The organism is Desulfosarcina variabilis str. Montpellier (assembly GCF_048565275.1).
Classification (GTDB): Bacteria; Desulfobacterota; Desulfobacteria; order Desulfobacterales; family Desulfosarcinaceae; genus Desulfosarcina; species Desulfosarcina variabilis.
In genome coordinates this window covers 4,757,327-4,783,202 of sequence record NZ_CP159846.1, presented here as the reverse complement: position 1 = coordinate 4,783,202, position 25,876 = coordinate 4,757,327, and the positions used below count along the sequence as shown (strand labels likewise).

19 protein-coding genes are annotated in these 25,876 nt (G+C 52.6%); 4 read left to right on the top strand and 15 right to left on the bottom strand.

Annotated elements, in window-relative coordinates; genetic code table 11:
- Nucleotides 1-73: 73 nt before the first annotated feature.
- The 9 genes from Dvar_RS21585 to Dvar_RS21545 all read right to left on the bottom strand — a co-directional run bounded on the left by Dvar_RS21585 (nucleotide 74) and on the right by Dvar_RS21545 (nucleotide 11,402).
- On the bottom strand, nucleotides 74-1,030 hold the full coding sequence (locus tag Dvar_RS21585) for a peptidoglycan DD-metalloendopeptidase family protein (RefSeq protein ID WP_419664019.1): 957 nt from the start codon (nucleotides 1,028-1,030) through the stop codon (nucleotides 74-76).
- Between the two features lie 284 nt (nucleotides 1,031-1,314).
- Nucleotides 1,315-2,223, bottom strand: coding sequence for a bifunctional methylenetetrahydrofolate dehydrogenase/methenyltetrahydrofolate cyclohydrolase FolD (gene folD / locus Dvar_RS21580; protein ID WP_419664018.1), 909 nt, complete (start codon nucleotides 2,221-2,223; stop codon nucleotides 1,315-1,317).
- A gap of 343 nt (nucleotides 2,224-2,566) precedes the next feature.
- Entirely contained in the window at nucleotides 2,567-3,604 is a 1,038-nt protein-coding gene (gene argC, locus Dvar_RS21575) for an N-acetyl-gamma-glutamyl-phosphate reductase (RefSeq protein WP_419664017.1), read from the bottom strand.
- A gap of 225 nt (nucleotides 3,605-3,829) precedes the next feature.
- Nucleotides 3,830-4,552, bottom strand: a complete 723-nt coding sequence (locus tag Dvar_RS21570; protein ID WP_419664144.1) for an ABC transporter ATP-binding protein — start codon at nucleotides 4,550-4,552, stop codon at nucleotides 3,830-3,832.
- A complete protein-coding gene (locus tag Dvar_RS21565) occupies nucleotides 4,546-5,319 on the bottom strand; it encodes an ABC transporter ATP-binding protein (RefSeq protein WP_419664016.1) in 774 nt (257 codons plus the stop codon). The genes Dvar_RS21570 and Dvar_RS21565 overlap by 7 nt, the downstream gene beginning before the upstream one ends.
- 1 nt (nucleotide 5,320) lies before the next feature.
- Nucleotides 5,321-6,664: a branched-chain amino acid ABC transporter permease gene (locus Dvar_RS21560; protein WP_419664015.1), complete on the bottom strand. Its 1,344-nt coding sequence runs from the start codon at nucleotides 6,662-6,664 to the stop codon at nucleotides 5,321-5,323.
- A gap of 55 nt (nucleotides 6,665-6,719) precedes the next feature.
- Complete coding sequence (locus Dvar_RS21555) at nucleotides 6,720-7,685, bottom strand: branched-chain amino acid ABC transporter permease (protein ID WP_419664014.1); 966 nt, start codon at nucleotides 7,683-7,685, stop codon at nucleotides 6,720-6,722.
- A 121-nt stretch (nucleotides 7,686-7,806) separates the two neighbouring features.
- Nucleotides 7,807-8,979 (bottom strand): ABC transporter substrate-binding protein, encoded by a 1,173-nt coding sequence (locus Dvar_RS21550; RefSeq protein WP_419664013.1) that lies wholly within the window; start codon nucleotides 8,977-8,979, stop codon nucleotides 7,807-7,809.
- 359 nt (nucleotides 8,980-9,338) lie between these two features.
- Nucleotides 9,339-11,402 carry an SEC-C metal-binding domain-containing protein gene (locus Dvar_RS21545; RefSeq protein ID WP_419664012.1) on the bottom strand — a complete coding sequence of 688 codons (2,064 nt, stop codon included), beginning with the start codon at nucleotides 11,400-11,402 and terminating at the stop codon, nucleotides 9,339-9,341.
- Between the two features lie 151 nt (nucleotides 11,403-11,553).
- Here Dvar_RS21545 and Dvar_RS21540 point away from each other — a divergent pair, with 151 nt between their 5' ends.
- Nucleotides 11,554-12,315, top strand: coding sequence for a metallophosphoesterase (locus tag Dvar_RS21540; protein WP_419664011.1), 762 nt, complete (start codon nucleotides 11,554-11,556; stop codon nucleotides 12,313-12,315).
- Between the two features lie 92 nt (nucleotides 12,316-12,407).
- On the opposite strand, the gene Dvar_RS21535 is transcribed toward Dvar_RS21540, so the two are convergent.
- The 5 genes from Dvar_RS21535 to ileS all read right to left on the bottom strand — a co-directional run bounded on the left by Dvar_RS21535 (nucleotide 12,408) and on the right by ileS (nucleotide 18,160).
- Nucleotides 12,408-12,863, bottom strand: coding sequence for a hypothetical protein (locus Dvar_RS21535; RefSeq protein ID WP_419664010.1), 456 nt, complete (start codon nucleotides 12,861-12,863; stop codon nucleotides 12,408-12,410).
- 67 nt (nucleotides 12,864-12,930) lie between these two features.
- A complete protein-coding gene (locus Dvar_RS21530; RefSeq protein ID WP_419664009.1) occupies nucleotides 12,931-13,140 on the bottom strand; it encodes a hypothetical protein in 210 nt (69 codons plus the stop codon).
- 81 nt (nucleotides 13,141-13,221) lie between these two features.
- Nucleotides 13,222-14,679 carry a DNA polymerase III subunit delta gene (holA, locus tag Dvar_RS21525; RefSeq protein WP_419664008.1) on the bottom strand — a complete coding sequence of 486 codons (1,458 nt, stop codon included), beginning with the start codon at nucleotides 14,677-14,679 and terminating at the stop codon, nucleotides 13,222-13,224.
- A gap of 117 nt (nucleotides 14,680-14,796) precedes the next feature.
- Nucleotides 14,797-15,360, bottom strand: coding sequence for a signal peptidase II (gene lspA / locus Dvar_RS21520; RefSeq protein WP_419664007.1), 564 nt, complete (start codon nucleotides 15,358-15,360; stop codon nucleotides 14,797-14,799).
- Nucleotides 15,353-18,160 carry an isoleucine--tRNA ligase gene (gene ileS / locus Dvar_RS21515; RefSeq protein WP_419664143.1) on the bottom strand — a complete coding sequence of 936 codons (2,808 nt, stop codon included), beginning with the start codon at nucleotides 18,158-18,160 and terminating at the stop codon, nucleotides 15,353-15,355. Before ileS ends, lspA begins: the two co-directional genes overlap by 8 nt.
- Before the next feature lie 163 nt (nucleotides 18,161-18,323).
- Between ileS and Dvar_RS21510 the strand changes: the two genes are divergently transcribed.
- Nucleotides 18,324-18,932, top strand: a complete 609-nt coding sequence (locus Dvar_RS21510; RefSeq protein ID WP_419664006.1) for an HD domain-containing protein — start codon at nucleotides 18,324-18,326, stop codon at nucleotides 18,930-18,932.
- Between the two features lie 93 nt (nucleotides 18,933-19,025).
- Nucleotides 19,026-22,220 carry a carbamoyl-phosphate synthase large subunit gene (carB, locus tag Dvar_RS21505; protein WP_419664005.1) on the top strand — a complete coding sequence of 1,065 codons (3,195 nt, stop codon included), beginning with the start codon at nucleotides 19,026-19,028 and terminating at the stop codon, nucleotides 22,218-22,220.
- Nucleotides 22,221-22,254: 34 nt separating this feature from the next.
- On the opposite strand, the gene rsmG is transcribed toward carB, so the two are convergent.
- Nucleotides 22,255-22,935 carry a 16S rRNA (guanine(527)-N(7))-methyltransferase RsmG gene (gene rsmG / locus Dvar_RS21500; RefSeq protein ID WP_419664004.1) on the bottom strand — a complete coding sequence of 227 codons (681 nt, stop codon included), beginning with the start codon at nucleotides 22,933-22,935 and terminating at the stop codon, nucleotides 22,255-22,257.
- Nucleotides 22,936-23,311: 376 nt separating this feature from the next.
- Between rsmG and Dvar_RS21495 the strand changes: the two genes are divergently transcribed.
- Nucleotides 23,312-25,870, top strand: coding sequence for an EAL and GGDEF domain-containing protein (locus Dvar_RS21495; protein ID WP_419664003.1), 2,559 nt, complete (start codon nucleotides 23,312-23,314; stop codon nucleotides 25,868-25,870).
- The last annotated feature ends 6 nt before the right edge of the window (nucleotides 25,871-25,876 follow it).

Below are 25,876 nucleotides of genomic sequence, written 5' to 3'. Positions count from 1 at the left end.
CCACTCAAGCGCTAAAGATGATTTTTTAATGCGGTATGGAAGGATCGCCAACGGTTGGGATCACCTTTGATGATTAATTGAGGATGTATTTTTGGGGGTTGACCGGAACGCCATTTAGGTGAACTTCATAGTGCAAATGAGGGCCGGTACTACGACCGGTGCTGCCCATTTGAGCAATAATATCCCCTCTTTCCACTTTTTCGCCCCGCTGTTTTAAAATTACGGACAAATGTGCATAACGGGTGATTATACCATGGCCATGGTCGATAACGACGACATTGCCCATACCGGTTTTTTTGCCGACAAAAGAAATCACGCCATCAGCTGTCGCCACAATCGCCGTGCCTTTTCGATTGGCAATATCAACGCCTTTATGGAATTCGTTGCGCCCGGTAAACGGAGATGTTCGTTTGCCGAATCGGGAGGTCATCCACCCCACGGTCGGTCGAATGGCCGGTGTTGCAGCGAGCATGTTGCGTTGCTCTTCCAGTTCCTCCTTTAACAAATCAAACTTGTTTAATTGAATGGTAGTTGCGGATTCAAGATCATCGATCTCTTGATGCATTTCTCGAATCAGGGTTTCATGCCCTTCGTTTAATTCCAACTGTGAGTCCAGACTGTCCGGCGTTGCCCCGCCAATGCCGGACGGATTGGCTTCATCGTTTTCGGGTTCGAGATTGGCAATCATCCGGATCTGTTCTTCAAATTGATCGAGTTTAACAAGCTTTTCTTTGAGGGAATTGATCTCATTGGCAAAGGTTTGAATTTGCAATCGCTGCTGAGTAATCTTGGAACGTTGGTCAATAATTTTCTGGGCCATTTGACTGATCGTGACCATGGATGTCCGCATATTGTGATAATCATAGATGTAAAACCCCAGCAAGCCCCCCCCTGAGGCAACAGATATGATCAGCAGAATGAAAAAAATCAGTGACGTGTTGAACTTTTTGACTTGCTTGCCGGCGCTGTTGAAAACAACAAAGGAAAGCCCTTTTCGTGACGTTGCTTTTCGGCGACGTATTTCTTCCATTTTTATACCAATATTCCAGCAGCTTAATCGGTTATCAGCAAGGAACTATCACGACAGCTGCCATGATACCGATCGACCGATATCATGGCAGCTCAGCATTGGTTGTTTCTGACTATTTATCGCTTATGGAGCTTGTTCAAAGCCCTTTGTCTGAGAAAGTGCAGTTAACGGCTAAAGAAAACGGTAAAAATTGCTCAGTTAGTAGTCACTTCTTCTCTATTATTAAGCCTGATCCAGACTTTTTCAAGCTCTAAAAGGCAAGCCAAGCCAATTTTCTGCTGTTTTTAAGCAATCCCCAGTTTGAACTTGAGGGACTTCAACGTGTTGAGCATCAGCATGGTAATGGTCATGGGACCAACACCGCCGGGAACCGGAGTAATGTAGCCGGCGATTTCTTTGGCCGCATCGAAGTCCACGTCGCCTTTGAGGATGGCAATCTTCTTGCCGGTCTTTTCACTGATTTTTTCGCCGACGCGATTCACACCAACATCGATCACACAGGCACCCGGTTTGATCCATTCCGGTTTCACCAGATCCGGCACACCAGCGGCGACGATGAGGATGTCGGCTCGTTTGCAGTGGGCAGCCAGGTCTTTGGTACGGGTATGCACGATCGTTACGGTGGCATTGGCGCCGGGACCCTTTTGAACCATCATGTTGGCAATGGGTTTGCCGACGATGTTGGAGCGTCCCACAACCACCACTTCAGCGCCACTGGTTTCAACGCCGGCGCGTACGATCATTTCCTGAATACCGAAAGGCGTACATGGCGGAAACTTGACTTCTTTACCACCGATCATTAGTCGACCCACGTTGACTGGATGAAAACCGTCCACATCCTTGTCCGGGTCGATGGCATTGAGAACTTTTTTCTCATCAATGTGTTTGGGAAGCGGCAACTGAACGAGGATGCCGTTGATGCTGTCATCCTTGTTGTATTTTTCGATCAGCGCCAACAGATCTTCCTCTGAGATATCGGGCGGCTGATTGTCCTGCACTTCCTTGAATCCGACCCGGTGGGCGGTTTTGATTTTCAGTGTGACATAAGAAATGGATGCCGGGTTTTCGCCTACAAGGATGGTGACCAGCCCGGGAACCACACCGTGCTTTTCCTTGATCTGATTCACCTCGGCGGTAATTTCTTCGAGGATTTGCTCCCGGATCTCGGTACCCTTGATTAACGTTGCTGTCATCTCCTGTCTCCTTTCACATTGATGGTTTCTGTGCATACATGGCGCAGTGACAAGCCTGCAATTATTTTGCAACTGGTCTTGATCGGCGATTTGTATTGTAAAATGTGGGTATTCCCCTGATGGGACAGACGGCAAAAACGTTCTTTTTTTAGTTCAAATCGTGCGGGTTGTCAACATGCGGCTGATGTAAAGTGCGGGTTTGCCATCTGGCACCAATTTAGTGATCTTAAAAAACAATCACAAACTCGGCATGTCAGAATCCAATGAAAATGCCGCGCATTTAACAAAATCGCGCGGCATTGATTGGTTTTAGTCTTATTTTAAAAAGATGCACGTCGCCATTTTATAGCGGATACGGGACATCACTGAGCCCGGCTTTTTCATCAAAACCGAACATTAAATTCATATTCTGAACGGCCTGCCCGGCTGCGCCTTTGACCAGGTTGTCGATCACCGACAGCAGAATCAGGCGACCGGTACCCGGATCGACGGTCCAGCCGATGTCACAAAAATTGGTCCCCTTGACGTTCAGGGTATTGGGTACGCCCCCCTCGCCCAGAAGACGGACAAACGACCGCCCCTGGTAAAAATCGTTCAGGCACGCGGTAATCTGCTGCACGCCGGTGCCTTGGGTCAGCTGGGCGTAAATCGTGCTTTCCATTCCCCGCGTCATGGGCAGCAAATGGGGAACAAAGGTGATGGCTACCGGTGATTCGGCGGCCTGGGACAGTTTTTCCTCGATTTCCGGCGTATGGCGGTGGGCCCCGACTTTGTATGCCTTGAAGGATTCGTTGACATGGCAAAAATGAGTGGTCTCATTCGCCCCACGTCCCGCACCCGAAACACCGGATTTGGAATCGGCGATGATCGTGCCTGGGTCCACCAGCCGTTCCTTGACCAGCGGCAACAGGGGCAGCAGTACACTGGTGGGGTAACATCCGGGATTGCCGACCAGCTGGGCGGTTTTGACCTTTTCGCCATTGACTTCGCATAATCCGTACACCGCCTGCGCCAGAAGATCGGTACAGGTATGTGGCTGATAGTGAGCCTCGTAGGCTGCCGGATTGGTGAACCGGAAATCAGCGGATAGATCGATCACCCGCTTGCCGGCGGCCACCAACGCCGGCGCCATGCCCATGGATGCCTTGTGCGGCAAGGCCAGAAACACGGCATCGGCCTGTCTGGCGATCAGTTCCGGATCATTCTCCATAAAGTCCTGGCGAACGATGGTTTTCAGCGCTGGGTAGATCTCGTCAAAGGCGCTTCCGGCATATTGCCGTGAGGTGATCACCGTCAACTCCACGTCCGGATGACCGGACAGAATGCGAACCAGCTCAGCCCCGGCGTAACCGTTGGCCCCTACAACTGCTGCACGGATCATTGGTAATTTCCTTATTCGGGTTCAATGATGGAAATGAAATATTGTGATATGGATACGGGGATTTGTAGGGAATTTCAAGTTTTAAGTGTTAAGTTTTAAGTGTTAAGTGAAGGATTGGGATCGATTTTTATTAAAATCGGCAGGCTACCTTCCCTTCACACTTAACACCTTTTCAGCAAATAGAATTGACTGATCAATAAACATTTTCAGCCACAAACAAATATATTATCCGCCAAGATACGCCTTTTTCACCTCCGGATCATTGATCAGCGTCTGCGAGTCCCCTTCCAGCACCAGATTACCGGTTTCCAGGACATAGCCTTTCTGGGAAAACTTCAATGCCAGGCGCGCATTCTGTTCAACCAGCAAAATCGCCGTGCCCTCCTGTTGATTGATCTCCTTCAAGGCCTGAAACACGTTCATCATCAAAAGGGGGGACAGGCCCATGGACGGTTCGTCAAGCAGCATCAGACGCCGGCCGCTCATGAAGGCCCGGCCGATGGCCAGCATCTGCTGTTCACCGCCGCTCATGGTGCCGGACGGCTGGGACCGCCGTTCTTCAAGGCGGGGAAAAATCTCAAACACCCGACGGATGTCTTTTTTTACTTTATCGCGGTCCTTGCGGGCAAATGTGGCCAGTTGCAGGTTTTCCATCACGGTTAGATTGCCGAACAGCCGGCGTCCTTCGGGCACATGGGTAATTCCCAGCTGGCTGACCACCTTGTCGGCCGCGAATTTGAGCATGTCCTTGCCCATGCAGGTCATCACACTTCCGCTTTCAACGGGCACCATGCGCGAAATGGCCCGCAAGGTGGTGCTTTTTCCGGCGCCGTTGGCCCCGATGATGGTAACGATCTCACCGGCATCGATGCTGAAACTGATGCTATGCAGCGCCTTGATTTTCCCGTAAGATACCCGGAGGTTTTCAACATTGAGCAGCATCAGAATTCTACCTCCTGTTCGCCGATATAGGCCTCGATGACCTTGGGATGGTTTTGAACCTCAGCCGGCGGGCCTTCCACAAGCACCCGTCCGAAAACCAATGCCTGAACATGCTGGCACAGTTCATGGACCACACGCAGACGGTGCTCGATCAAAAAAATAGCCAGGTTGAAGCGCTCATGGGCTTTGCGGACGACTTCGATCATGGCCATCATCTCGTCCGGGGTCATCCCCACCGTGGGCTCGTCAAGCAGCAGCACCTTGGGTTCGATCACCATGGCGCGGGCCATCTCCACCCGTCGCTGGGCCCCGTAAGGCAGATTGACCACCAGCTGGTCGGCAAATTGATCCACCGCGAACATCTTGAGATAGTCCATGGCCAGGTCGGTGGCCTCTCGCTCCTGACGGCGCCGTTTGGGGGTGTCTAAAAAGGCCCCCAGCAGGCCGTAGGAAAGCTTGGAATAGCGGGCCATCTTGATATGATCCAGAACACTCATGTGGCGCCACAGCTTCATTTCCTGAAAGGTGCGGGCCAGTCCCATGGCGGCGGTTTCGTTTGGTTTCTTGCCCACCAGTTCCTGGCCGTCAAACATGACCGAGCCGTGTGTGGGCCGGTAGATGCCGGTGATCAGGTTGAATATGGTGGTTTTACCGGCACCATTGGGACCGATCAGGCCGGTGATCTGGCCCGGATCCAGGCTGAGGTGATAGTCGGCAACGGCCTGCAGACCGCCGAAGTTGTGGCTCATGTCAGTAACGTGCAGCAGCGGCATATCAATCCACCTCCTTGGGTCCGAACACCTGCCTGACGTCGAATTCCTTGAATGCGATGAGACCGGTGGGCCGGTAGATCATCACCAGAATGAGCAGCAGCGGAATCACGATCCACTTGAGAATCTCAAGGGGCCTTAATGCTTCACCGAGCAGACTGATCGATACGGCGCCCACGATGGAGCCGTAAACAGAATTCAGGCCACCGAAATAGACCATGGCCAACACCTCGGCCAGTTTCTGCACACTGAACATGGCCGGATTGATGTAGCGCAGTACGTGGGCCAGCAAGCCACCGGCCACGCCAGCCCAGAAGGCGCCGAAAAGAAAGGCCGCCATCTTGGTTTTGCGGGTGTTGACGGTCATGGCCTCGGCTGCGGTTTCATCGTCACGCACGGCATTCAGGGCCTTGCCCATGGTGGAAGTAACAAAGTTGTTGATCGTCCAGATGCCGAACGCCACGGTGATAAAAATCACCGGCAGCGTGGCCCAGTCGGGCTGACCGGCGATTCCCCGGGAGCCGCCTAAGGCCTGCACATTCTCGAACAGACTCTTTATGATAAACAGAAACGCCAGGCTGATGATGGCCAGGTAGTCCCCCCGGGTTTTAAACGACGGGATGGCGATGATCAGCGCCCCTAAGGATGCCATGATCCCGCCAAACAGCAGTGCCAGGGGAAAAGACAGATAGGCGGCACCAAAACTGAACACCGCCTCTCCCAGCACCTTGTCACTGGTAAACAGTCCCACGGTGAACAGGCTGGTCATGTAAGCACCGATGGCCATGAACCCCGGGTGCGAGCATGAGAACTCTCCCATGTAGCCATTGATAATATTCAGGCTCAGGGTGAACAACACGGCGATCAGCATCAATTTCAAGGTGATCAGCCGATAATCGCTCATCTCACTCCAGAAATGCAGGATCGCATACATCAGTGCCAGCTGAATCAGGGCCGTGATGATCAGGGGAAAGCCCTGGAGGTAGCGGGCCAGGATATTTGCCGGCCGGGAGACCGCCCTGGACACCAGCCCCAGCGGCAGCAGATAAATCAGACACAGATAGATCAAGGCGGTGGGAATCTGAACCAGGCTGGCCCAGACAAAGGCATCCCCCTTGATCAGAAAATTGACCACGCCGGCAATGATCTTAAAAATAGTTAGAATTCCGAACAGAACAGGCATTTTGGGCAGGCCCAATAAAGCTGAAAGCTGTTCACCGATCCACATCTCCCATAGCACGCAGACCAGAAAACCGATCAGATACCCCAACAGGGGGATCGGCCTGAAGTACTGGCCCAACCGGTGAAAAACACCGCCACGAGGTTCGAGATTATCGAGTTGATCCATAACAAACGATTCCTTAAAGGCGATTCCTTGTGGTCGAAAAGAATCGATACAACCATCAAAGTCGAAGTTTCGCGCTGTATGCCTGCCCGAACAGTCCGTGCGGGCGGAAGATCAAAATGATCAGGACAATCGAATAGGCGATCAGATCGCGCAGGTTCGAGCCGATATTGAGCGAGAACAGCCGGTTGGTAATCATGATGGCCGGCACGGTCATAATTTCGATAAAGCCCAGCATGAATCCGGCAATGCAGGCCCCCATGATGGACCCGCGCCCGCCTAAAATAGCGGCAACAAAGGCCTTCCAACCAAAGCTGACCCCCATGTAAGGGTCCAACACCGGATAGGCCAACCCGAAAAGGATTCCTGCCGCGGCAGCCAGGGCCGATCCAATGGCAAAGGTCATGGCGGCAATGGTGTTGAGCGGTACCCCCACCAACGGAACGACCACGTAGTCGTAGGCCATGGCGCGCATGGCCATGCCCCACTTGGTGCGTGCGATCAGCTGATGCAGGGCCAGCATCAACCCCAAAGAGACCAGGACGATCATGATCTTTTTGTTGGTCACAAAAACCCCGCCAATGTTGTACGTCACCGATTCGATCAATTGGGGGAATTTGAGCCGCTGACCACCAAGAAAAAGGATATTGGATGTCTCCAGGATAATCCCGATCATCAGGCCGGTGATGGCCGCCGACGCCCGCGGCGCCTCGCGCAGCGGGCGGTACCCGACCCGTTCCACGATAATGCCCACAAAAGCGGTCAGAAACATGGAAACCAGGATGGTCAACACCAGCAGCAGCCAACCGGGCAGGATCGCCGATGCACCGGCTCCAAAAAGGGATAGCAGACCCAGGGATACACCCAGACCGATGTAGGCCCCAACCATAAAAATATCGCCATGGGCAAAATTGAACAGCATCAGAATGCTGTAGACCATGGAGTACCCCAGGGCGATCAGGGCATAGAAGCTGCCCCACTGCAGGGCGTTGATCAGATTCTGCATGATAAAGTTAAAGGTCATAAAACGCCGCTCCCATTAAGAAGAAAAGGGAAACTTGTTTCCCTTTTCTGTTGGGTCGGCCGCTGCAGGAACTGACCTACAGCGGCCGGTGTGTCCTACGATAAGCGTATTGTTAGCGCATTTATTTGGGACAGACAGATTTGAAAAAGGCAAATTTGCCTTCATCGTTGATTTGAACCACCACGGCACATTTTTTGGGGTCCCCTTCGGGGGTGAAGGTCATGCCGCCGGTAATGCCCGGAAAATTCTTTACAGCGGCCAGGGCGTCTTTGACCTTGGTCCGGTCAGCCTTGAGATCGCCGGACAAGCCTCCGGTGTTTTTGATGGCCTGGATCATCAGCCCCAGCGCATCCCAGGTCAGGGCGGCGACATCGTCGGGTGTCTTACCATACGCGGCCGTGTATTCGTCGATAAACGCCTTGGTCGCACCTTTGGCGCCGGCGGCTGCATAATGGGTGGAAAAGTAGTATCCCTTGCAGTCATCTCCGCAAAGTCCCATTAGATCACCACTGCCCCAGGAGTCGGACCCCAGGATGGGTTTGTTCCATCCCATTTCTTTTGCCGCTCGCACGATCAGCGGCACCTCGCTGTAGTACTGGGGGACAAACAGAACATCGGCACCGGCCATCATGATGTTGGTCATCTGGGCGGAAAAGTCCTTGTCACCGGTAGTGAAACTCTCGAACGCCACCACCGACCCGGCACCATGAATCTTTTCGAACGCCTCCTTGAAGAATTCGGCCAGTCCTTTGGGATAATCGGCGGCAATGTCATACAGCACGGCAGCCTTTTTGGCGCCCAGCTCATCGGTGGCAAAATTGGCCCCTACCGGCCCCTGGAAGGGATCGAGAAAGCAGCCCCGGAAGACATAAGGACGATCCAGGGTGGTATTGGGGTTGGTGGACCAGGGGCTGATCATCGGGGTGGCGTAATTATTGGCCACCTCGCCGGCGGGAACAGCCTGGCTGGAGGACTGAGGTCCGATAATCCCCAGCACCTCTTCTTCGGTGATCAGTTTGGTGCTGACCTTGACCGCGGATTCGGCCTTGTATTCATTGTCGTCATAAACGAATTTGAGCGTGTAGGACTTCCCGCCCACATCGATTTTGGGTGTTTTTTTCAAATACATCTGGGCAGCATTTTTCGAAGAGGCGCCCACATCGGGGTTGTCTCCGGTTAGCGGAATGTTGAAACCGATCTTGATCGTGCTGGCCGCATCAGCATCCACGGCTTGGAACGTAAACCCTAATGCTGCAATCAAAGCTAACATGACACAAACTGAAAACTTACGCATGATACGCCTCCTTTTTTCTGCCAAGTAGAAGTGTGGGGGTGGGGATAGCTCCCCGAAGTTGTTAAACGAAATTGTTACCATGGAACCTTTGGGTTGATCAACGCCATTTTGCCAGGCAACATGTTCAGATGCAAAACGAATCAGCACCAATGGAATGCAAGATAGCAAGTCAAATGCCAGTCTTTTGTCTGTGTTTACCAATGGCTGTAGCCATTTGGTTTGAGACCTACCAAACGAAATAGATTTCAGTCCGGGCCACCTTCACCCAACGACAAAAATGAAACATCACTGCTTATTATATTCCAATTTTGTCGGATTATAAGAAGGCTATGTCGCTTTCGGGAGGAGACTATATTACTTCAACAATGGTTGCGAATCCACAGCTCCAATTCCGACCGGTGGATGACATCCAGCGCTTCAATTTTCTGATTGGGTTCCCAGCGCAGCAACACGCGATACGTCCTGGATATCCTGATCCGGTAGTGCTGCGCTATGCGTTTGATGGGACGCGTCATTTGCCATATGGAATCTTCGGCAGCGGCAAAGGCACCGATGGCTTTGATGGCTTTGGCGGCCACTGGTGGGGGGACGGATTTACAGGCTCGGCTAAAAGCAGGGGCATACTCGGGAACCAGAATCGTTTTAAATGTCGGAGGCGGTGAAAAAGCCGGCGGCGATAACGCCTCTTCCTGTGGCGTGGTGGATGATTCAGCCTGGGATTGCCATTTTACCTTTTCGGCCTTTAACTTGCCTCGCAGTTCACGTCGAAGCTGTTGTTGAGAACTAATTTCTCCTTTTAAGCGTTCGATCCGCTGTCTGAGGTCTGATATCGTTTTTTGGTCCTGGTTCGACTGGCTGGCAGGTGGCGGGGACTGCTCGGGTATGACCGGTAATGGGTGCTGCTTCTTTTTATTCAGCTCGGCTGACAGGGATTCCAGTTCTTTCTCCTTTTGACGCAGCTCGATTTCCTTTTGTCTGGCCTTCTTGCGTGCCGCCGAGGCTTCTTCGAGTATCTGAGTAATCTGCTGGTTTTTATCTTTTTCCTGATTTTCCTGAACATCCTTTTCAATGCACCAATCCATATAATCCTCGATGGGGTCGTCCCACGCTTCAATGCCGATTTCAGCACGTGACTTTCGGATGGATTCAACCAGGGTTTCGTTGTCAAAAATGCGGTCGGGATTACCACCGATAAAAGCCCGGCCGAAGTTAATGCTCAACGCAGGATAAGTATTTTCCAACACAAAACTCAGATGCAGCGAGGGGGGATCGAATTCTAGCTCATCCGGCTGCGTCAACTCCAGACGCAGCATAGCCTCGAGTCTTTCCATCGTCGGATTGTTTTGGAGCAGGTCGAGAACAAGCCGGGTCATCTCCGGATGGGTAAGGTCGTCATCGGGAATGTGTCGGCGAATGGCGCTGGCCAATTCAATGTCCCCCGCCCGAAGCGTATCCTCCAATAAATCCTCAAAATGCCCGATATCGAAATCGTGCGCATCTGGTCTTTTCTCCAACGTTTTGAGCATATCAAAGGCAAGCGATCTCAACCCGAATAATTCACAACGGTGATACGCGGCGAATAGCTGGTCAGCATTCAGGGTCTCCGGCACCAGTTTTTTCAGCTCATAGGCGCGCATCTCTTGGATAAATTGAGTGTCATCGACAAGTTGGGGCGACGCGCGCAGTTGGCTTTTGGTAATCCCAGCGTACGACGAGGCGTCGTGGAACTTTTCCCTGTCCTTGTCGATGCAGCATTTTTTATATTTTTTACCGCTTCCGCATGGACAGGGGTCATTCCGGCCCACTTTTTCCACGGGCCGGCGCATGGTCTGGCCACTGGCGATGACAACGGGTGGACGCTTTTTGGGAAGCATCGCCAACACGTCGGCTTGGCTGAGGAATTGATCTTTTTCCGGCTGCTCTTTTTCAGCGTCGATCAGGTAAAGGGCACTGGCCAACATGGCTTGAAGCATGGGGGTGATTCCGTATGCGTGTTCCAGCTTGCTTAGTACCAGACGCACCGGCTGGGGATCGACCTGATGGACAATACTCATTTCAGCGGCAATCAGGCCGGCGTATAGCTGACGTTCCGTGGACAACTCGTCGGACTGGGCGATCCGTAATAAATGGGGGATGGCCGCCTGGTTCTGGAACCGGAAGACCGGTGCAAAATCGATGATGGGCTCGATCACTTTCAGCGCCTCGGCTGCAATTGCCGGGTCGAGACGAACCCCGTTGACGGCGCAAATGGCAAATGCGATACCCAGCGCCGTATCTTGCCCGGACTGGATCAAGGCATCGATAACCGCATGCCAATCTGTGGCGGTTCGTTCAATGAGGCTTTCGGCAGCAGCCTGGATCTCGGGACGACAACGTCGGGTCTGATGGATGATGTCGAGGTGGTTTTCTATTAACTTTTTCAATGGCATAACCTATTCACACGTAAGGTTTCGAGAAATGGATGTTGACACATGATGATCATCTGACATACGTCGGAGGTCAATAAAAGAGGTTCATAAAAATGATCTAAAACTGTTTATCTAATACCCTAATCGCAATACATTGCCTGTTTCAATGAATAATAAAAAAATCGTGGTTGTTGCAGATCCCCACTTGGAATCAACGCAAAACGATGTCCAGTGCATGGTCGCGTTTCTCAAAACATTGATCCCATCTGAGCATATACTTGTTTTCTTGGGAGATTTGTTTCATGTCTGGGTTGAATCGCCACAGTATCACACAGAGCAGGTTCAATACCTGATGAATGAACTGAGTGCGTTCAGGCGACAAGGGGGGAGGATACACCTGATCGTCGGGAATCGGGATCTTTTCTTTAACAATATCTCTTCATTCTCGGAAGCAAGCCATTTGCCATTTGATTCCATCAACCTGGATTTTTTGAGGCTTTATTTTGCAAGCGGGATGATCATGGCCCATCACGGGGACACGGTTAACCGAAAAGACAAGCGTTATTTACGATGGAGAAAGGTTGTCCGAAGCCGATTGGTAAAATACGTGTTTAATAAACTCCCGGCTCAAAAGGTAAAAACAATACTTTGGGACCTGGAAAGAAAAATGAAGCAGACCAACATCAAATTCAAGCAATTCTTTCCGGAAGATGAGTGGACCTCGTTCGTCAAACAAGTGCATTATGCGCATTCGCCGACGATTCTCTTGGTCGGGCATTTTCACCCGCCACGTCCAATTGTGACAAAATATGCTTCTACTACGGGTATCGTTGTTCCGGCCTGGCATAAAGCTCAATCCTATCTAATCCTTGATTCTCAACTCAAGTATCAGTTTCGAAGTTTTAGCCCCTTTCTCCAGGACGAATAGCAACCTTTTATCCGAGCAGTTCTCAAATTTGGTTGTTTGGCAAATTATCGATCTGCACACGAGCCTATTTTCCCGTATAGTTCTTGAGATTATCAATAAGTGAAATCGAAGCATAGGCGTTCGAAACCCAGCGGATTGGCTTCCATCTCGTAGGTACGTCCAGAGACGTGGCCGGCAAGTTCAGGCAACGCTGTTAGAACCGCCTTCGGTTCGGAGCGCGCGGCGGCCAGGGCTTCTTCGAGCTGGTGGAACAGGGATTGGTTCTCGGGGAGTGCCTTCTCGCCACGTATCGCACGATAGAGGAACGGGACCAACAGCCCCGGTTCGAACCCTGCGGCGGTGGTGACAACAACCAAATCGAGTGCAGAGTAAGCGAAACGTCGTCCGGGTGTATATGACATCGGCAGATCGAGAGTGAGGTCAACCCAATCGGAACTCTGCATCATCGCGATCAGTTCCGGCTCGCCTGGCGCAGAAAGACCACATGCGAGGCCGGAACGCATGGAGGCCAGGTGTTCAAGCGTGATCTCTCGTTTCGCGCGGTTCATCCAAGCCCGCTTTCGGCGCAGCAATAGTGAAATAGAACGAATCAAGAAGGTGGGCTTTAAGCAGTCCTCAACGCCGAATGGCTTCAGATGCCATCTGCTTGAGGATGGCAATCACGTTGCCGCCCCGCGCCCGGGCGATACGGTGGGCATCCTCCACCAACTGCCTGGCCCTTTCGTTTAATTGTCTTGCTTCCGGCAACGGACTGCCGCTTTTTTCATACTGCCAGGCCAGCAGCCGGGTAGCCATTTTGACCTGCTGATTTTTCAAAAATCCCATAGTCCCCCTCGCTGACATATGCATGGACGGAAAATCGCTTGAGATTCCTCACCCTCACCCTCACCCTCACCCTTCCGCCTTCTACCTTCTACCTTCAACCTTCAACCTTCCCCCGCACAACCGGATTAAAAAGGATTCCAGCAGGGCCTGAGGATCCTGTCCCGTGGATTTCATCCGCAAATCGATGTCACTCAAATCGATGATGGCCGATCGCAGTTCTTCAATGGAAAAAAGGTCCGCTTTTTTCAAGGTCTGAAACACCGGAAACGGGCTTCTTGGATTCTTTACCAGCGCCAGGTCGCTGGACACAGCGGTTTTGCTCTTCTTCTCCGGCGGCGGATTTAAAATGTCGTCCCAGGCCTTTATCAGGGTTGTGGTTTTTTCATCATTTGCCTGAACCGCTTTGAAGGGCGCGCTCTTGAATTGGGGGAAAGACAAATGGGGCGACCATGAACCGCCCTGATCACTGGCGATAAATGCGTTGGCCATCAGCAACCGCCGCAGCTGGTTGGCGATCGCCGATAGAAGCTGCAGTGGATGCATGCCGTCATGGATCAGACGCTGCATGAAGGCCAGGGCCTCCGGCAGGTTTCGATCGGCAACAGCACCGGTGAATTCAAAGATGGGGTCCTTGCGCGTACGCTGCAATACGGCAGTCACATCCGCTCCTGTGATCATCTTGCGCCCTCCGGCAAAACTGATCAACTTCTCCAGATTGTTGCTCAGCATCCGCAGGTCAAAACCGGTCCACTCGATTAAGCGCTGGCGCGCATCGGAACGGATGGATTTACCAGCCTGGGCCAGGGCGGCATCCACCGTGGCCTTCATCACCGCCTCCTGGGCCATGCGATCAGCCCGGGACTCCCCTTTGGGCACCGTACAGTCCACAACCATCCCTTTTTCCTCGATGGCCTTGAACAGTGCCTTGCGTCGGTCAACAAAATCAGTGGTGATCAGCAGCCGATGCCTGTCGGGAAACCCCTTTTGAATGGCGGCTTTCAATGTGTCGGCATCATCTTTTTTCTCGGGGACGCGCAATCCTTTTTCGCGGCAGTAATCGATCAGCGGATTCAGCCAGACAACCGGCTGGCCATCCACATCATCAGCCACTTTTTTCCGATGCGTCGCCGCTGACAGGTCGTCAAATCCGATCCCCAACAAGGCCATTAAATTCAAAAACGGCCGGGACGCCTTTTTCATCTCCCCGGTCTGGGCGGCCTGGGCCACTTTATCGCGAAGCCCCTGTTGGGCTTTGGCCGAATAGAACAGCCGCGCGCCTTCCAGTACAACCACCTTGTCGGGCGACAGCAATGCGTACGTGTTCAGGCTGGCCAGTGCCTGCCCCAGCGTATCCTCACCACCGTCGAATCGTTCCACACCCATTGTCCGTTCACTCTCGGGCACCAGATGGGTCAGGGTTGCGTCAAAAGCTTTCTTGCACAGCATTTCCTCGCCGCAGATCAGAGTCACCGCCGGCCAGTCGCTGGCCTGTGTTCGGCGTAGTTGTTCATTGAAATCGTTGTAGGCAACCAAGGGCATGACAAAATAGGCTTTTAGGCTTAAAAGTTGACGGGATTTAGGGTAATTGCATGCAATCCTTATCAGATTCCAACATACCACAAACCAGAAATCAAGGGCAGCAACCTTTAACCATCCTTACTCCGGCATCTTGCCCAACACGACATGGAGAATGAATATCGTGATGCCAATGCTAATGGCACTGTCGGCCACATTGAAGGCCGGCCAGTGGTAGGCACCGACATAGACATCCAAAAAGTCGACCACTTCCCTGAAACGCAGCCGGTCAATCAGATTGCCCACAGCGCCGCCAAAAATCATGGCCAGGGCAGCGGCCAGATAGGGATGGGTGTTGGGTGTGTTGCGGTAAAAATAAATCAGCAGCCCCATGGCAAGGGAAGACACCCCGATAAAAAGCAGATTGCGAAGCCCGGGGTGGCCGGCGGCCATGAAACCGAAGGCCCCCCCGGGGTTGTGGATATGGGTCAAGTTGAAAAATCCCGGAATCACCGGGATGCTGTGGTAAAGGGGCATTCCGGCCAGCACCAAAAGCTTGGTGACTTGATCCAGAACGACTACTGTGCCGGCAATCAGCACAAACATGCGCACACCCATTGAAGGATGTGCGCGCCTGCTGCTGGCATTGCTTTTTTCCCCGGCCGAAGCGGTGTCCGGGGACCTCACCTTTTTTTTGTCAGGCATCCGATATGTCCATCTTAAGCAGGGCACCATGGCAACGGCTGCAAATGGTGGGGTGGTCCGCGATCTGGCCCACGCTGTCATCGTAGACCCAGCAACGCTGGCATTTCTCACCGCCGGCGGGCTGCACCTTGATCCAAACGCCTTCCGTCTCCTGGCCTTTGTAGGCATCGTCGATCTCGCCCTTGGTAATCGAGGCCTTGGAAACGATCAGGATCGATCGTAAGTCATCCTCAAAATGGGCCATGACCGCATACAGGTCCTCGCTAAGTCCAATGGTCACGGATGCATCCAGACTATGGCCAATGACCTTGTCGGCCCGGGCCTGTTCCAGTGCCTTGGTCACCTCACCGCGCACCTGGATCAGGGTTTCCCATTTTTTGGCCAGGTCATCATCCGTTAACTTCGGGTCCGGTTTGGGAAACATGGCCATGTGAATACTTTCAGGCGTATCGCCTGCCGCCGGCATGTGTTTCCAGATTTCCTCGGCCGTAAACGGCATGATCGGCGCCATGATACGGGCCATGGCGTCCAGAATGGCAAACATGGCGGTCTGCGCGCTACGCCGTTCTACCGATGCCGGCGGGCTGGTATACAGCCGGTCCTTCAGGATATCCAGATAAAAGGAAGACAGATCCACGGTACAGTAATTGTACAGGCGGTGGTAAATCACATGGAATTCATACTCATCGTAAGCTTTGAGCGCCCGCTGTACCAGCGCCTGAAGCGTGTGCAGGGCAAACCGGTCGATCTCCAGCATCTGATCCTTAGCCACCGCATCGGTCTCGGGAGAGAAATCGTTGAGGTTGCCCAGAATAAACCGGCTGGTATTGCGGATCCGGCGATAGGCGTCGCTGAGCTGTTTGAGGATGTTGCCGGAGATGCGTACATCATCCCGGTAATCGGATGCCGATACCCACATGCGCAGGATCTCTGCACCGTATTTGTTGATCACTTCTTTGGGCGCCACCACGTTGCCCAGTGACTTGGACATCTTCTTGCCATCGGCATCGACCACGAACCCGTGGGTCAGCACGGCACGATACGGCGCTTTGCCACGATTACCAACGGCTGTCAACAAGGCGCTGTGAAACCAGCCGCGGTGCTGGTCGCTGCCTTCCAGATAAAGATCGGCGGGCCATTCGAGGTAGTCACGCGCCTCGAGCACGGCGGCCTGGCTGACGCCCGAATCAAACCATACATCCAAAATGTCCGTTTCTTTTTTAAACTCCGTGTGCCCGCAGTTTTTGCACACCGCACCTTCGGGCATCAGCTGGTGAACTTCTTTTTCAAACCAGACATCCGCGCCGTTGGCGGCGAACTGGTCGTGCACATGATTCATGGTGGCCTCGTCCATGTGCATGGCATCGCATTTTTCGCAAATGAAGACCGTGATGGGAACGCCCCAGGCCCGCTGGCGGGACACACACCAGTCCGGACGATTCTCGATCATGCCGTAAATGCGTTCACGCCCCCAGTGCGGAATCCACTGCACCTGATCGATTTGCTCAAGGGATTTTTTACGCAGTCCGGTCTTTTCCATGGAGATAAACCACTGCGGCGTGGCCCGGAAAATCACCGGCCGTTTGCAGCGCCAGCAATGCGGATAACTGTGCCGGATGTCTTCTTTGGCCAGCAGCACGCCCTTGTCGGAAAGAGCTTGATTGATGGCATCGTTGGCCTTGAACACGAACTGCCCGTTGAACTGGTCGACATCATCGGTGAACACACCATTGTCATTGACCGGCGAATAGGCGTCCAGGCCGTACTGCAGGCCGACATCGTAGTCCTCGCGGCCGTGGCCCGGCGCGGTATGTACGCAGCCCGTGCCTGCCTCCAGGGTCACGTGGTCACCCAGGATGATCAGGGAATCACGGTCATACAGCGGGTGACGGCATTTTTTGTTTTCCAGGTCACCGGCAGCCAGTTCGGTGAGCACACGGTAATCGGCAAAGCCGAAAATCTTCATGCAATCATCCACAAGCTCCCTGGCCAGTATGAGCACCTCTTTCCCCTCGACTTCCACAGCCGCGTAAACAAAATCAGGATGCAGGGCCACGGCCAGGTTGGCCGGCAGGGTCCAGGGCGTGGTGGTCCAGATGACCACCGAGACCTGTCGTCCGGCAAGGACCTCGGCAATTTGTGACGGGTCGTCCTTGAGGGCAAATTTAACATAAACCGACGGCGAGGTTTCATCATGATACTCGATCTCGGCTTCGGCCAGGGCGGTTTTGCAGCTGCAGCACCAGTGGATCGGTTTTTTACTGCGAAACAGGCTGCCGTCCAGGGCAAATTTGCAGCACTCCTTGGCAATGACGGCTTCATAAGCATAGTTCATGGTCAGATAGGGGTTGTCCCACTCCCCCATCACCCCCAGACGCTTGAATTCGTCGCGCTGGATATCGATGAATTTCTCAGCATACGTCCGGCATTTGCGACGGACATCGGCCTGGGTCATCTCTTTTTTCTTGGACCCCAGCTCCTTGTCCACATTATGCTCGATGGGCAATCCATGGCAGTCCCATCCGGGTACGTAAGGGGCATCGAATCCGGACATTTGACGTGAGCGAATAATGATGTCCTTCAGGATTTTGTTGAGTGCCGTACCGATGTGGATATGGCCATTGGCATAGGGCGGGCCATCATGCAGAATGAAGGTCGGCCGGCCTTTGGATGCTTCACGGATGCGGCCGTAAAGCCCCGAGGATTCCCAGGCTTTGAGTTGATTGGGTTCTTTTGCAGCCAAATTGGCTTTCATGGGAAAGCCGGTTTTGGGAAGATTCAAGGTCTTCTTGTAATCCATCATTGCCTCCGAAAGGGGATTTTTTTAATGATAAACAGAAATTTCTACTTTGATTAGCACTTGATGTCAAGCCATTAGAAATGATTTTACGCCTTGAAAAGCAATTCATTTTGAGCGATTATGAAAGCTTTCTTTTGTTGAAATCCGCTAAAGGTGCGCTGTCATGCAAAACAAACGACTGGAAAAGCAAATTGGGTTTATACTCGAGGTGGACAAGCTCAAAACCATCGAGCGGCAAACACTGATCACAGACGCCTCAAGGCAGGAAAACGATGCCGAGCATTCCTGGCATCTGGCGCTGATGGCACTGGTGCTGGGAGAATATGCTAAAGAAAATACGCTGGATCTTTTACATGTGATTCGAATGGTTCTGATCCATGACCTAGTTGAGATCGATGCCGGCGATACTTACTGTTATGACAGCGCCGGTTACACGGACAAAGCCCAGCGCGAAACAGCGGCGGCCGAACGGATTTTCAACCTGCTGCCACCGGATCAGGCCAGCGAATTCAGAGCGCTGTGGGATGAATTCGAGGCCGGCAAAACGGCTGAAGCCCGGTTTGCCAATGCCCTGGACCGTTTACAGCCGTTGATGCACAATGCGTTCACCGAGGGACGGATGTGGAAAAAACACGGCATCCGGAAATCCCAGGTGGTGGAACGTAATCAAAAGATCGAGGCGGGCGCACCGGACCTGTGGACGTTTGCCAGCGATTTGATTGACAAAGCCGTTGACCGGGGTCAGCTGGCTCCGGACGAGTCCATCGACTGATGGCTTAAAGCCGATTCAACAGCTAAGTGCAATATGCTCCATCAACTTCATGTAGAGTGCCACTGAATCCAAAATATCTATCAAGGAGCCCCCATGTCCTCCCAAGCGACCATGCAAAAAGTACTCATTATCGGAAGCGGTCCACTCCGCATCGGTCAGACCGGTGCATTTGACGACGCGGCCTGCCGAGCCTGCAATGTATTTCAAAAGGCCGGTCTGGAAACGGTCATGGCCCATTGCGATCCTTCCACCCAGGCTGCGGACGTGGACATGGCCGATCGCACCTACCTGGTCCCCCTTACCGTTGAGGCGCTGACCGACATCATCATAAAAGAAAAGCCCGACGCCATTTTACCGACGGTGGGTGGGACCGTCGCCCTGCGCGCGGCCAATGCGCTGATGAGCAGCGGTATCCTGGATGATATGGATATTCGTTTGATAGGCGTTTCCAGTGCCAGCCTGGCCCAGGTCAATGATCCAGGTGCGTTTTCTGATATGGTTGCCAAGGCGGGATTGCCCACCCCCAAAGGGCAAAATTGTAAAACCATCGCCGATGCCCAAGCCCTGGCCGAGTCATTTGGCTATCCGGTTTTCTTCCGCACCGCCGAACACGGTGGCGTGCTGCGCCATGGAATCGTTTTCAATGTGGAAGAGCTGCGCCAGATTGCCACGGGCGGGCGCCTGCCGTCGGACATCGCCGGTCGTTTCCGGGTGGAAACAGCCCTGTCCGGCTATCTTGAAATCGAGGTGTCGGTGTTGCGCGACAGTGCAAACGGGATCAGGATTGCAGGATTGATTGAAAATTTAGATCCCGTGGGGATCCACAGTGGGGATTCAACGGCGGTTACCCCCGCCCAGACCATCTCGCCCACTATTCTTGAACGGATCGAAAAAACGGCCATGATCCTGGCTGAGAAGACAGATGTCATCGGTATCGTCAGTTTCAAGTTCGCCGTTAGGCCGGCCACGGACCAAATTCTGCCCTTTGCCATGGACATCGGGTATTCGCGTTCGACTGCCTTTCTGGCCAAGGCGCATGATCTTCCTTTGGCGACGATCCACTCCCGTTTGTGCCTGGACATGGATGTCGACACGGCAATGTCCGACGCCGGTACGCATCAGAATCAGACGTTAGCGCAGCGCCCCAATACCATCGCTGTGCGCCTGCCACGCTGGGAATTCGAGCGTTTTCCCGGCGAGGCCTTTCATTTGGACGCACGCATGAAATCCACGGGTGCGGCCATGGGCCTGGGCGACAACTTTTTGCAGGCTTTTTTGGCGGCCCACCGTGCCTGTCATCCACGCCACCTGTTGCCGGCTCTTGTCTCCCACAGAGAAGACAGCAGCCCAGAGCTGCTCATCCAACGCCTGGTTTCGCCAACGCCGGACCGCTTGACCTTGATTCAGGCCGCCCTTAAAACCGGTGTACAGCCCGAAGAAATTGCCAAAGTCACCGGCATCGCCCTTCACTGGATCCGGCAATTCTCAGATTTGGTCGATCTTGAAAAAATGCTACGTTCCACGTCGGATGTCCCTTTACCCGCGGCTGTGGCCGATCATGCCCTTTTATCGGGGGTTAACGCCGGCGTTCTGGCCCATCTTTTGGGGATCTCCATCGATGCGGCCAATTCACGGCTTTCGGCGGCAACCGTACAAATCGGTGCCAGTCCGGTATCTGACGTTGACACCGCGCACATCTTTTTCAATACCGCAGCCAAAGGCCCGTCTTTTCATACGCCTTTAGGAAAAAGCGTGCTCATCGTGTCTCCCGGGACGGCACGCATTGGTCAGAGCATCGAGTTGGATCACTGCTGCGCACACGCTGCCAAGGCGCTGCATGCCGCCGGCCGCAGCGTCATCATGACCTCCGCCAATCCCGCATCGGCCGTCGCGGCTGAAAATGTTGACCGTTGTTATGTGCAGCCCCTGACGGTCGCGGATATCGATGCCGTCTGCCTGACAGAAAATCCAGAGAGCGTCATTCTTCAGTTCGGCGGTTACCGGGCCATGGATCTGGCCCCCCAAATCAGTGCGTCCGGGTTTAAGGTGCTCGGGACCCCCCACAAGACCGTCGCGCTTTCTCAGAATCGTTTTCGATTTTCAAAACTATTAACCGATCTGGGTATACCCCATCCCCCAATCGGCGTTGCCGACACACCGGACGGCGTCATGGATCTGGCTGAATCCATCGGATTTCCCCTTTTGGCCAGTACTGTCTCGGAGCATGGCTCCCGGCGCCACACGGTTCTCATGGATGCCCGCATGCTTGAAAAATATGTGATGGAAATTGGTGTATCCACAAAAGCGCCGATCTTACTGGAACAGTTCATTGAATATGCCATTGAAGTGGAAGCCGACGCCCTTTGTGACGGCCAACAGGTTTATGTTCCGGCAGTGATGGAACATATTGAACTGGCCGGTGTCCATCCTGGGGATTCATCCATGGTCGTTCCACCGTACAGTACCCCGCCCCGGCATGTGGAAACCATCGGCGTCATAATAGAAAAAATTGCTCTGGAATTGGGCATCAAGGGGCTTTTGAACACCCGCTTTGCCGTTTTGAATGACACGGTTTATCTGCGCGAAGTGCGTCCCTGGGCCTGCCGCACCCTGCCGATGATATCCAAAATTTGTAATGTCCCCATGGCCCAGCGGGCCGTCGAAATCATGCTGGGCATGACGCTAGACGAGATGAACCTGCAGCGTTGCCTGCTTCCCCATTATGCTATCCGCTCATCGGTATTCCCATTTGATACATTTTCCGAAACCGATCCCCTGTTGGGGCCGCGAATGCGCTCAACCGGTCAGGCCATGGTCATGGCCACCGGTTTCGGGATGTCGTATTTTACCTCACAACAAGCCGCCGGCCCGCCCCTGCCCCTTGAGGGCAAAGTCTTGATTACGGTGACCGACGCCGACAAGCCCAGCATTCTGGAACCCGCCCGGCTTTTTAAGGAGATGGGGTTTGGCATCATGGCCACCCGGGGAACCCATTCCTTTTTGAAAAAGAACGGCATTGACGCACAGATGGCAAAAAAACTCGGTTTCGGCCGGCCTGACCTGGTGGACGCCATCAAGACCGGTGATGTGGTTTTGGTAATCAACACGCCAAGCGGCAGCCAAAGTCATCAGGATGATGCATACATCCGCAAAACAGCCAATCATTATCGCATTCCCAACATCACGACGCCGGCGGGTGCCCTGGCTGTAGCCAAAGGAATCGCGGCACGCAAACGGGGCCAGGATGCCCTGCGGACGTTGCAGTCTTTAGTGCGGGCAATCCGATAGGATCAATGAAGGGGCAGGCCTGTGGCCATTACAGTCATGCTCGCGTCAGCCTTACCAGCCGTCGTTCATCACCGATGACCGGCAGGGTGTAGCGGTGAATATCAATTTTTAAGCGGTTTCCGGCGAGGACGAGGACGTCGTCATCAATATCATCTATTTCGTGATCATGCTCTGCCTGGGGGCCTTTCATGGCCATTAAACAGCCACGTGCGCACAAAAAAGGCAGGGATAGGGCGACGAAATCCTCAAGTGCCGACAGCGCTCGGCATATAACCACATCGAATTTTGCGCGATATGCGGATTGGGCACCAAGATCTTCCAGCCGTCCATGAACCGCTTGAATATTGCTTAATTTCAATTTACCGATGGTATAATTGAGAAATGAGGTTTTCTTGCGCACACTGTCCACCAGGGTGATGGAGAGGTCGGGACGCACGATCTTGATGGGCAGGCCGGGAAAACCGCCTCCGGCCCCCGCATCCAATACCTGAGCGCCTTGGGGAATCATGTTGACCGGCGCCAGAGAATCCACATGGTGTTTAATCGCCACTTCTACGGAATCGGTAATCGCCGTAAGATTGGAAACCCGGTTCCACTGGAGCAGTTCCCTGGCATGGATGCTCATGGCCCGCGCCTGTTCCGGGGAAACCTCAATGCCTAACTCGCCAGCGCCGGCAATGACTGTCCACTGCCACGCTTCGGAATCGACCTCCATATTTATTCTCCTTCTCAGCGGATCGAGTCAGTTTGGATCTGAATGATTTTATTCAAATAAAAATTTTCTGGCAAGTCCGTTTGATGGGGATTTAGCAGATTTTCTGGAACAAACCATCTGCTTTCGCTTTGCTCCCGGCCCCTACTTTTTGGCGCCATGATTGGTGTTAATCCACTTGCCAAGAAGGATATTTATTTGTTACACTCTGTATTTATTGAATTTCAGCACATCCTTAAAACTGATTAGGCATTTTGCAGCATTGATGGGATATAATCGGGTTACCCACCAATGAATAGTCATGCAACACACGGTCAACTTTCATCAACGCTTATGCAGGTTGACCTAAACATCGTTCTCTCCAATTGAAGTGACGAGAATGCAAAAAATTCAATCCGGTTCGAATCCGGAAACCTCACAAACAAGCGGGTCATTGAGCAGCGATGCCAATTCCCTCTCCACCGATAGCCGTTTGGCTCAACATCGGCACCGCATCCTTTTTGAACGATTACCCGAAGCCGTTGTCGTTACCACACCCGATGGCACCATTTTGGATTTCAATGCGGCCGCCCTGGATTTTTTCAAACGACCTCAAGCCGATTTACAAGGATCCAACATACAAAATTTTTACGCCAATATCAAAGAGCGGGAATGCTTGGTCGCTCAATTAAATCAAAGTGGTCAGGTCCATGATTCACCAACGATAATGGTTGACCATCATCAGCAAGTAAAGCACTGCCTGATCACAGCAATGCGCCTTGACACGCCTGATGGCCAAGTTTACGGCTACCAAAGCATCATCCGCGACATTACTGCAAACCGTTTGGCCGAAAAAAAACTTTTCAATCAAAAAAATTACGCCGAGCAGTTGATTGACATCGCCCCGGAAGCCATCGCGATCATTGATTTCAATGAAATTATGATTCGTGTCAATGAAGAGTTTTGCCGTCTTTTTCAATACTCACAAGAAGAGTGTATCGGTCAGCGAATTGAGGATTTAACGGTACCCAAGCATCTGCAAGCCGAGAGTCTTTCCCTATCTGCACAAGTAATCGGCGGAGAAAGTGTAGAAAAGGAAACCCAGCGAATTCGCAAAGACGGCAGTTTGGTCGATGTATCCATCCTGGCCAAACCAATCGCCACGGAAGACGACGAACCCGCCATTTATATTTTCTATCGCAACATCACAGCGCATAAGAAGGCGCAGGAAGCCCTTAAAAAAAGCGAAGCACGGCACCGCACAGTATTAGAGGCTGCGCCTGACCCGGTGATCGTCAAAAGTATGGATGGACACGTCATCTATCTAAACCCGGCCTTTACGCGCGTGTTCGGCTGGACCTTAAAGGAGTGCGAAGACCAACCCGGCGATTGTGTCCTTGACGAAAACGACAGAGAAATACAGGCCATTATTGAATACCATCAACGGGGTCAACCCTTTTCGGGAGTAGAGACCCAGCGTCATACAAAAGACGGAAAAGTTGTCGATGTGTCCATTAGTGGTGCGGTTTTTTTTGATACCAAAGGTGACCCAGAAGGATACATCATCACCCTCCAGGACATTACCGAACGCCGTAAAAAAGATGAAGAACTGAGATTTGTAGCCTATCACGACAGTCTTACCGGATTGCCCAATCGTAAATTCTTCTACAAGCGTATAGATGATCTTCTGCAGCATTCAAGCCGCCGACATTCGGACCGATCATGGGCGCTGATGTTTCTCGACCTGGATAAATTCAAGCAAATAAATGATACATTGGGCCATGATACCGGCGACTGGTTGCTAACCAGTGTTGCCGACAGGCTCAAGGGCTGCCTGCGTGAAACCGATCATCTCTTCCGTCTGGGCGGCGACGAGTTTACGATCATTCTTACCAACTTGGGACATGATATCGATGTCGCCCGTGTAACCCAAAAAATTTTGAAAGCCGTCAAACAACCGTTCATATTCAACGGTCATGAAATTTTTACGTCGACAAGCATCGGTATCAGCGTTTTCCCCAACGACGGATGGGATGTGGAACGGTTGGTGAAAAGTGCAGACATGGCTATGTACGCCGCCAAAGAAGATGGTGGTAACAGCTACCGTTTCTTCACTGAAGAAATGAACAAAAAAGCCCTGCATCGCATGAAAATGGAAAACAACCTGAGAAAAGCCCTTGCGAACGATGAGCTGAGGCTCTATTATCAGCCCTTGGTTGATCGGTCCAACCGCATCGTGGGCATGGAAGCACTGCTGCGCTGGGAGCACCCGGAATTAGGCCTTGTCATGCCCGCTGATTTTATCCGCATCTGCGAGGAGACCGGAATTATCGTCCCTGTTGGTCAATGGGTTCTGAAAACCGCCTGCTGCCAAACCAGACGGTGGCATGAAATGGGATACAGCGACCTTTTCGTTTCAGTCAACCTGACCGCTAGGCAACTTCAAGAACCTGACTTCGAGCAAATGGTGGTTGATATCCTCAAACAAAGCGGTCTGCCTCCTCAATACCTCAACTTGGAGGTTACGGAAAGCAACATGATCCAGGATCCAGAAAACAGCATCGCAAAAATGAAAACCCTGCGGGCCCGGGGCATGACCTTTTCCATTGATGATTTTGGTACCGGTTATTCTTCACTGAGTTATCTTAACCTATTTCCCATTGACAGCATAAAAATTGATCGATCCTTTATTACCGATACCTTGGAAAAAAAAGGCGATCAGGAAATTGTTAAAACCATTATTGCCATGGCTCACAGCCTCAACATTGATGCCATTGCCGAAGGTGTTGAAACCAAAGCGCAAAAAGATTTTCTGATCCATCACGGCTGTAGCAATCTGCAAGGGTTTCTTTTCACCATCCCACTTCCGGTTGAAGAATTCAAGGATTTTTTACAGCATCATAAGGATGCCGTAGAGAACGAAAAAGCACTTTTTGCCAGCAAGGCCCAATGTCGTTGATTACGT

Bases quoted from the DNA above. Each gene is read 5' to 3' on its own strand.
- Dvar_RS21555 (WP_419664014.1), bottom strand. From the start codon at position 7,685: ATGACCTTTAACTTTATCATGCAGAATCTGATCAACGCCCTGCAGTGG.
- ileS (WP_419664143.1), bottom strand. From the start codon at position 18,160: ATGGATTACAAGAAGACCTTGAATCTTCCCAAAACCGGCTTTCCCATG.
- Dvar_RS21550 (WP_419664013.1), bottom strand. From the start codon at position 8,979: ATGCGTAAGTTTTCAGTTTGTGTCATGTTAGCTTTGATTGCAGCATTA.
- Dvar_RS21535 (WP_419664010.1), bottom strand. From the start codon at position 12,863: ATGAACCGCGCGAAACGAGAGATCACGCTTGAACACCTGGCCTCCATG.
- Dvar_RS21585 (WP_419664019.1), bottom strand. From the start codon at position 1,030: ATGGAAGAAATACGTCGCCGAAAAGCAACGTCACGAAAAGGGCTTTCC.
- Dvar_RS21565 (WP_419664016.1), bottom strand. From the start codon at position 5,319: ATGCCGCTGCTGCACGTTACTGACATGAGCCACAACTTCGGCGGTCTG.
- holA (WP_419664008.1), bottom strand. From the start codon at position 14,679: ATGCCCTTGGTTGCCTACAACGATTTCAATGAACAACTACGCCGAACA.
- Dvar_RS21495 (WP_419664003.1), top strand. From the start codon at position 23,312: ATGCAAAAAATTCAATCCGGTTCGAATCCGGAAACCTCACAAACAAGC.
- folD (WP_419664018.1), bottom strand. From the start codon at position 2,223: ATGACAGCAACGTTAATCAAGGGTACCGAGATCCGGGAGCAAATCCTC.
- argC (WP_419664017.1), bottom strand. From the start codon at position 3,604: ATGATCCGTGCAGCAGTTGTAGGGGCCAACGGTTACGCCGGGGCTGAG.
- Dvar_RS21510 (WP_419664006.1), top strand. From the start codon at position 18,324: ATGCAAAACAAACGACTGGAAAAGCAAATTGGGTTTATACTCGAGGTG.
- carB (WP_419664005.1), top strand. From the start codon at position 19,026: ATGTCCTCCCAAGCGACCATGCAAAAAGTACTCATTATCGGAAGCGGT.
- rsmG (WP_419664004.1), bottom strand. From the start codon at position 22,935: ATGGAGGTCGATTCCGAAGCGTGGCAGTGGACAGTCATTGCCGGCGCT.
- lspA (WP_419664007.1), bottom strand. From the start codon at position 15,360: ATGCCTGACAAAAAAAAGGTGAGGTCCCCGGACACCGCTTCGGCCGGG.
- Dvar_RS21530 (WP_419664009.1), bottom strand. From the start codon at position 13,140: ATGGGATTTTTGAAAAATCAGCAGGTCAAAATGGCTACCCGGCTGCTG.
- Dvar_RS21560 (WP_419664015.1), bottom strand. From the start codon at position 6,664: ATGGATCAACTCGATAATCTCGAACCTCGTGGCGGTGTTTTTCACCGG.
- Dvar_RS21540 (WP_419664011.1), top strand. From the start codon at position 11,554: ATGAATAATAAAAAAATCGTGGTTGTTGCAGATCCCCACTTGGAATCA.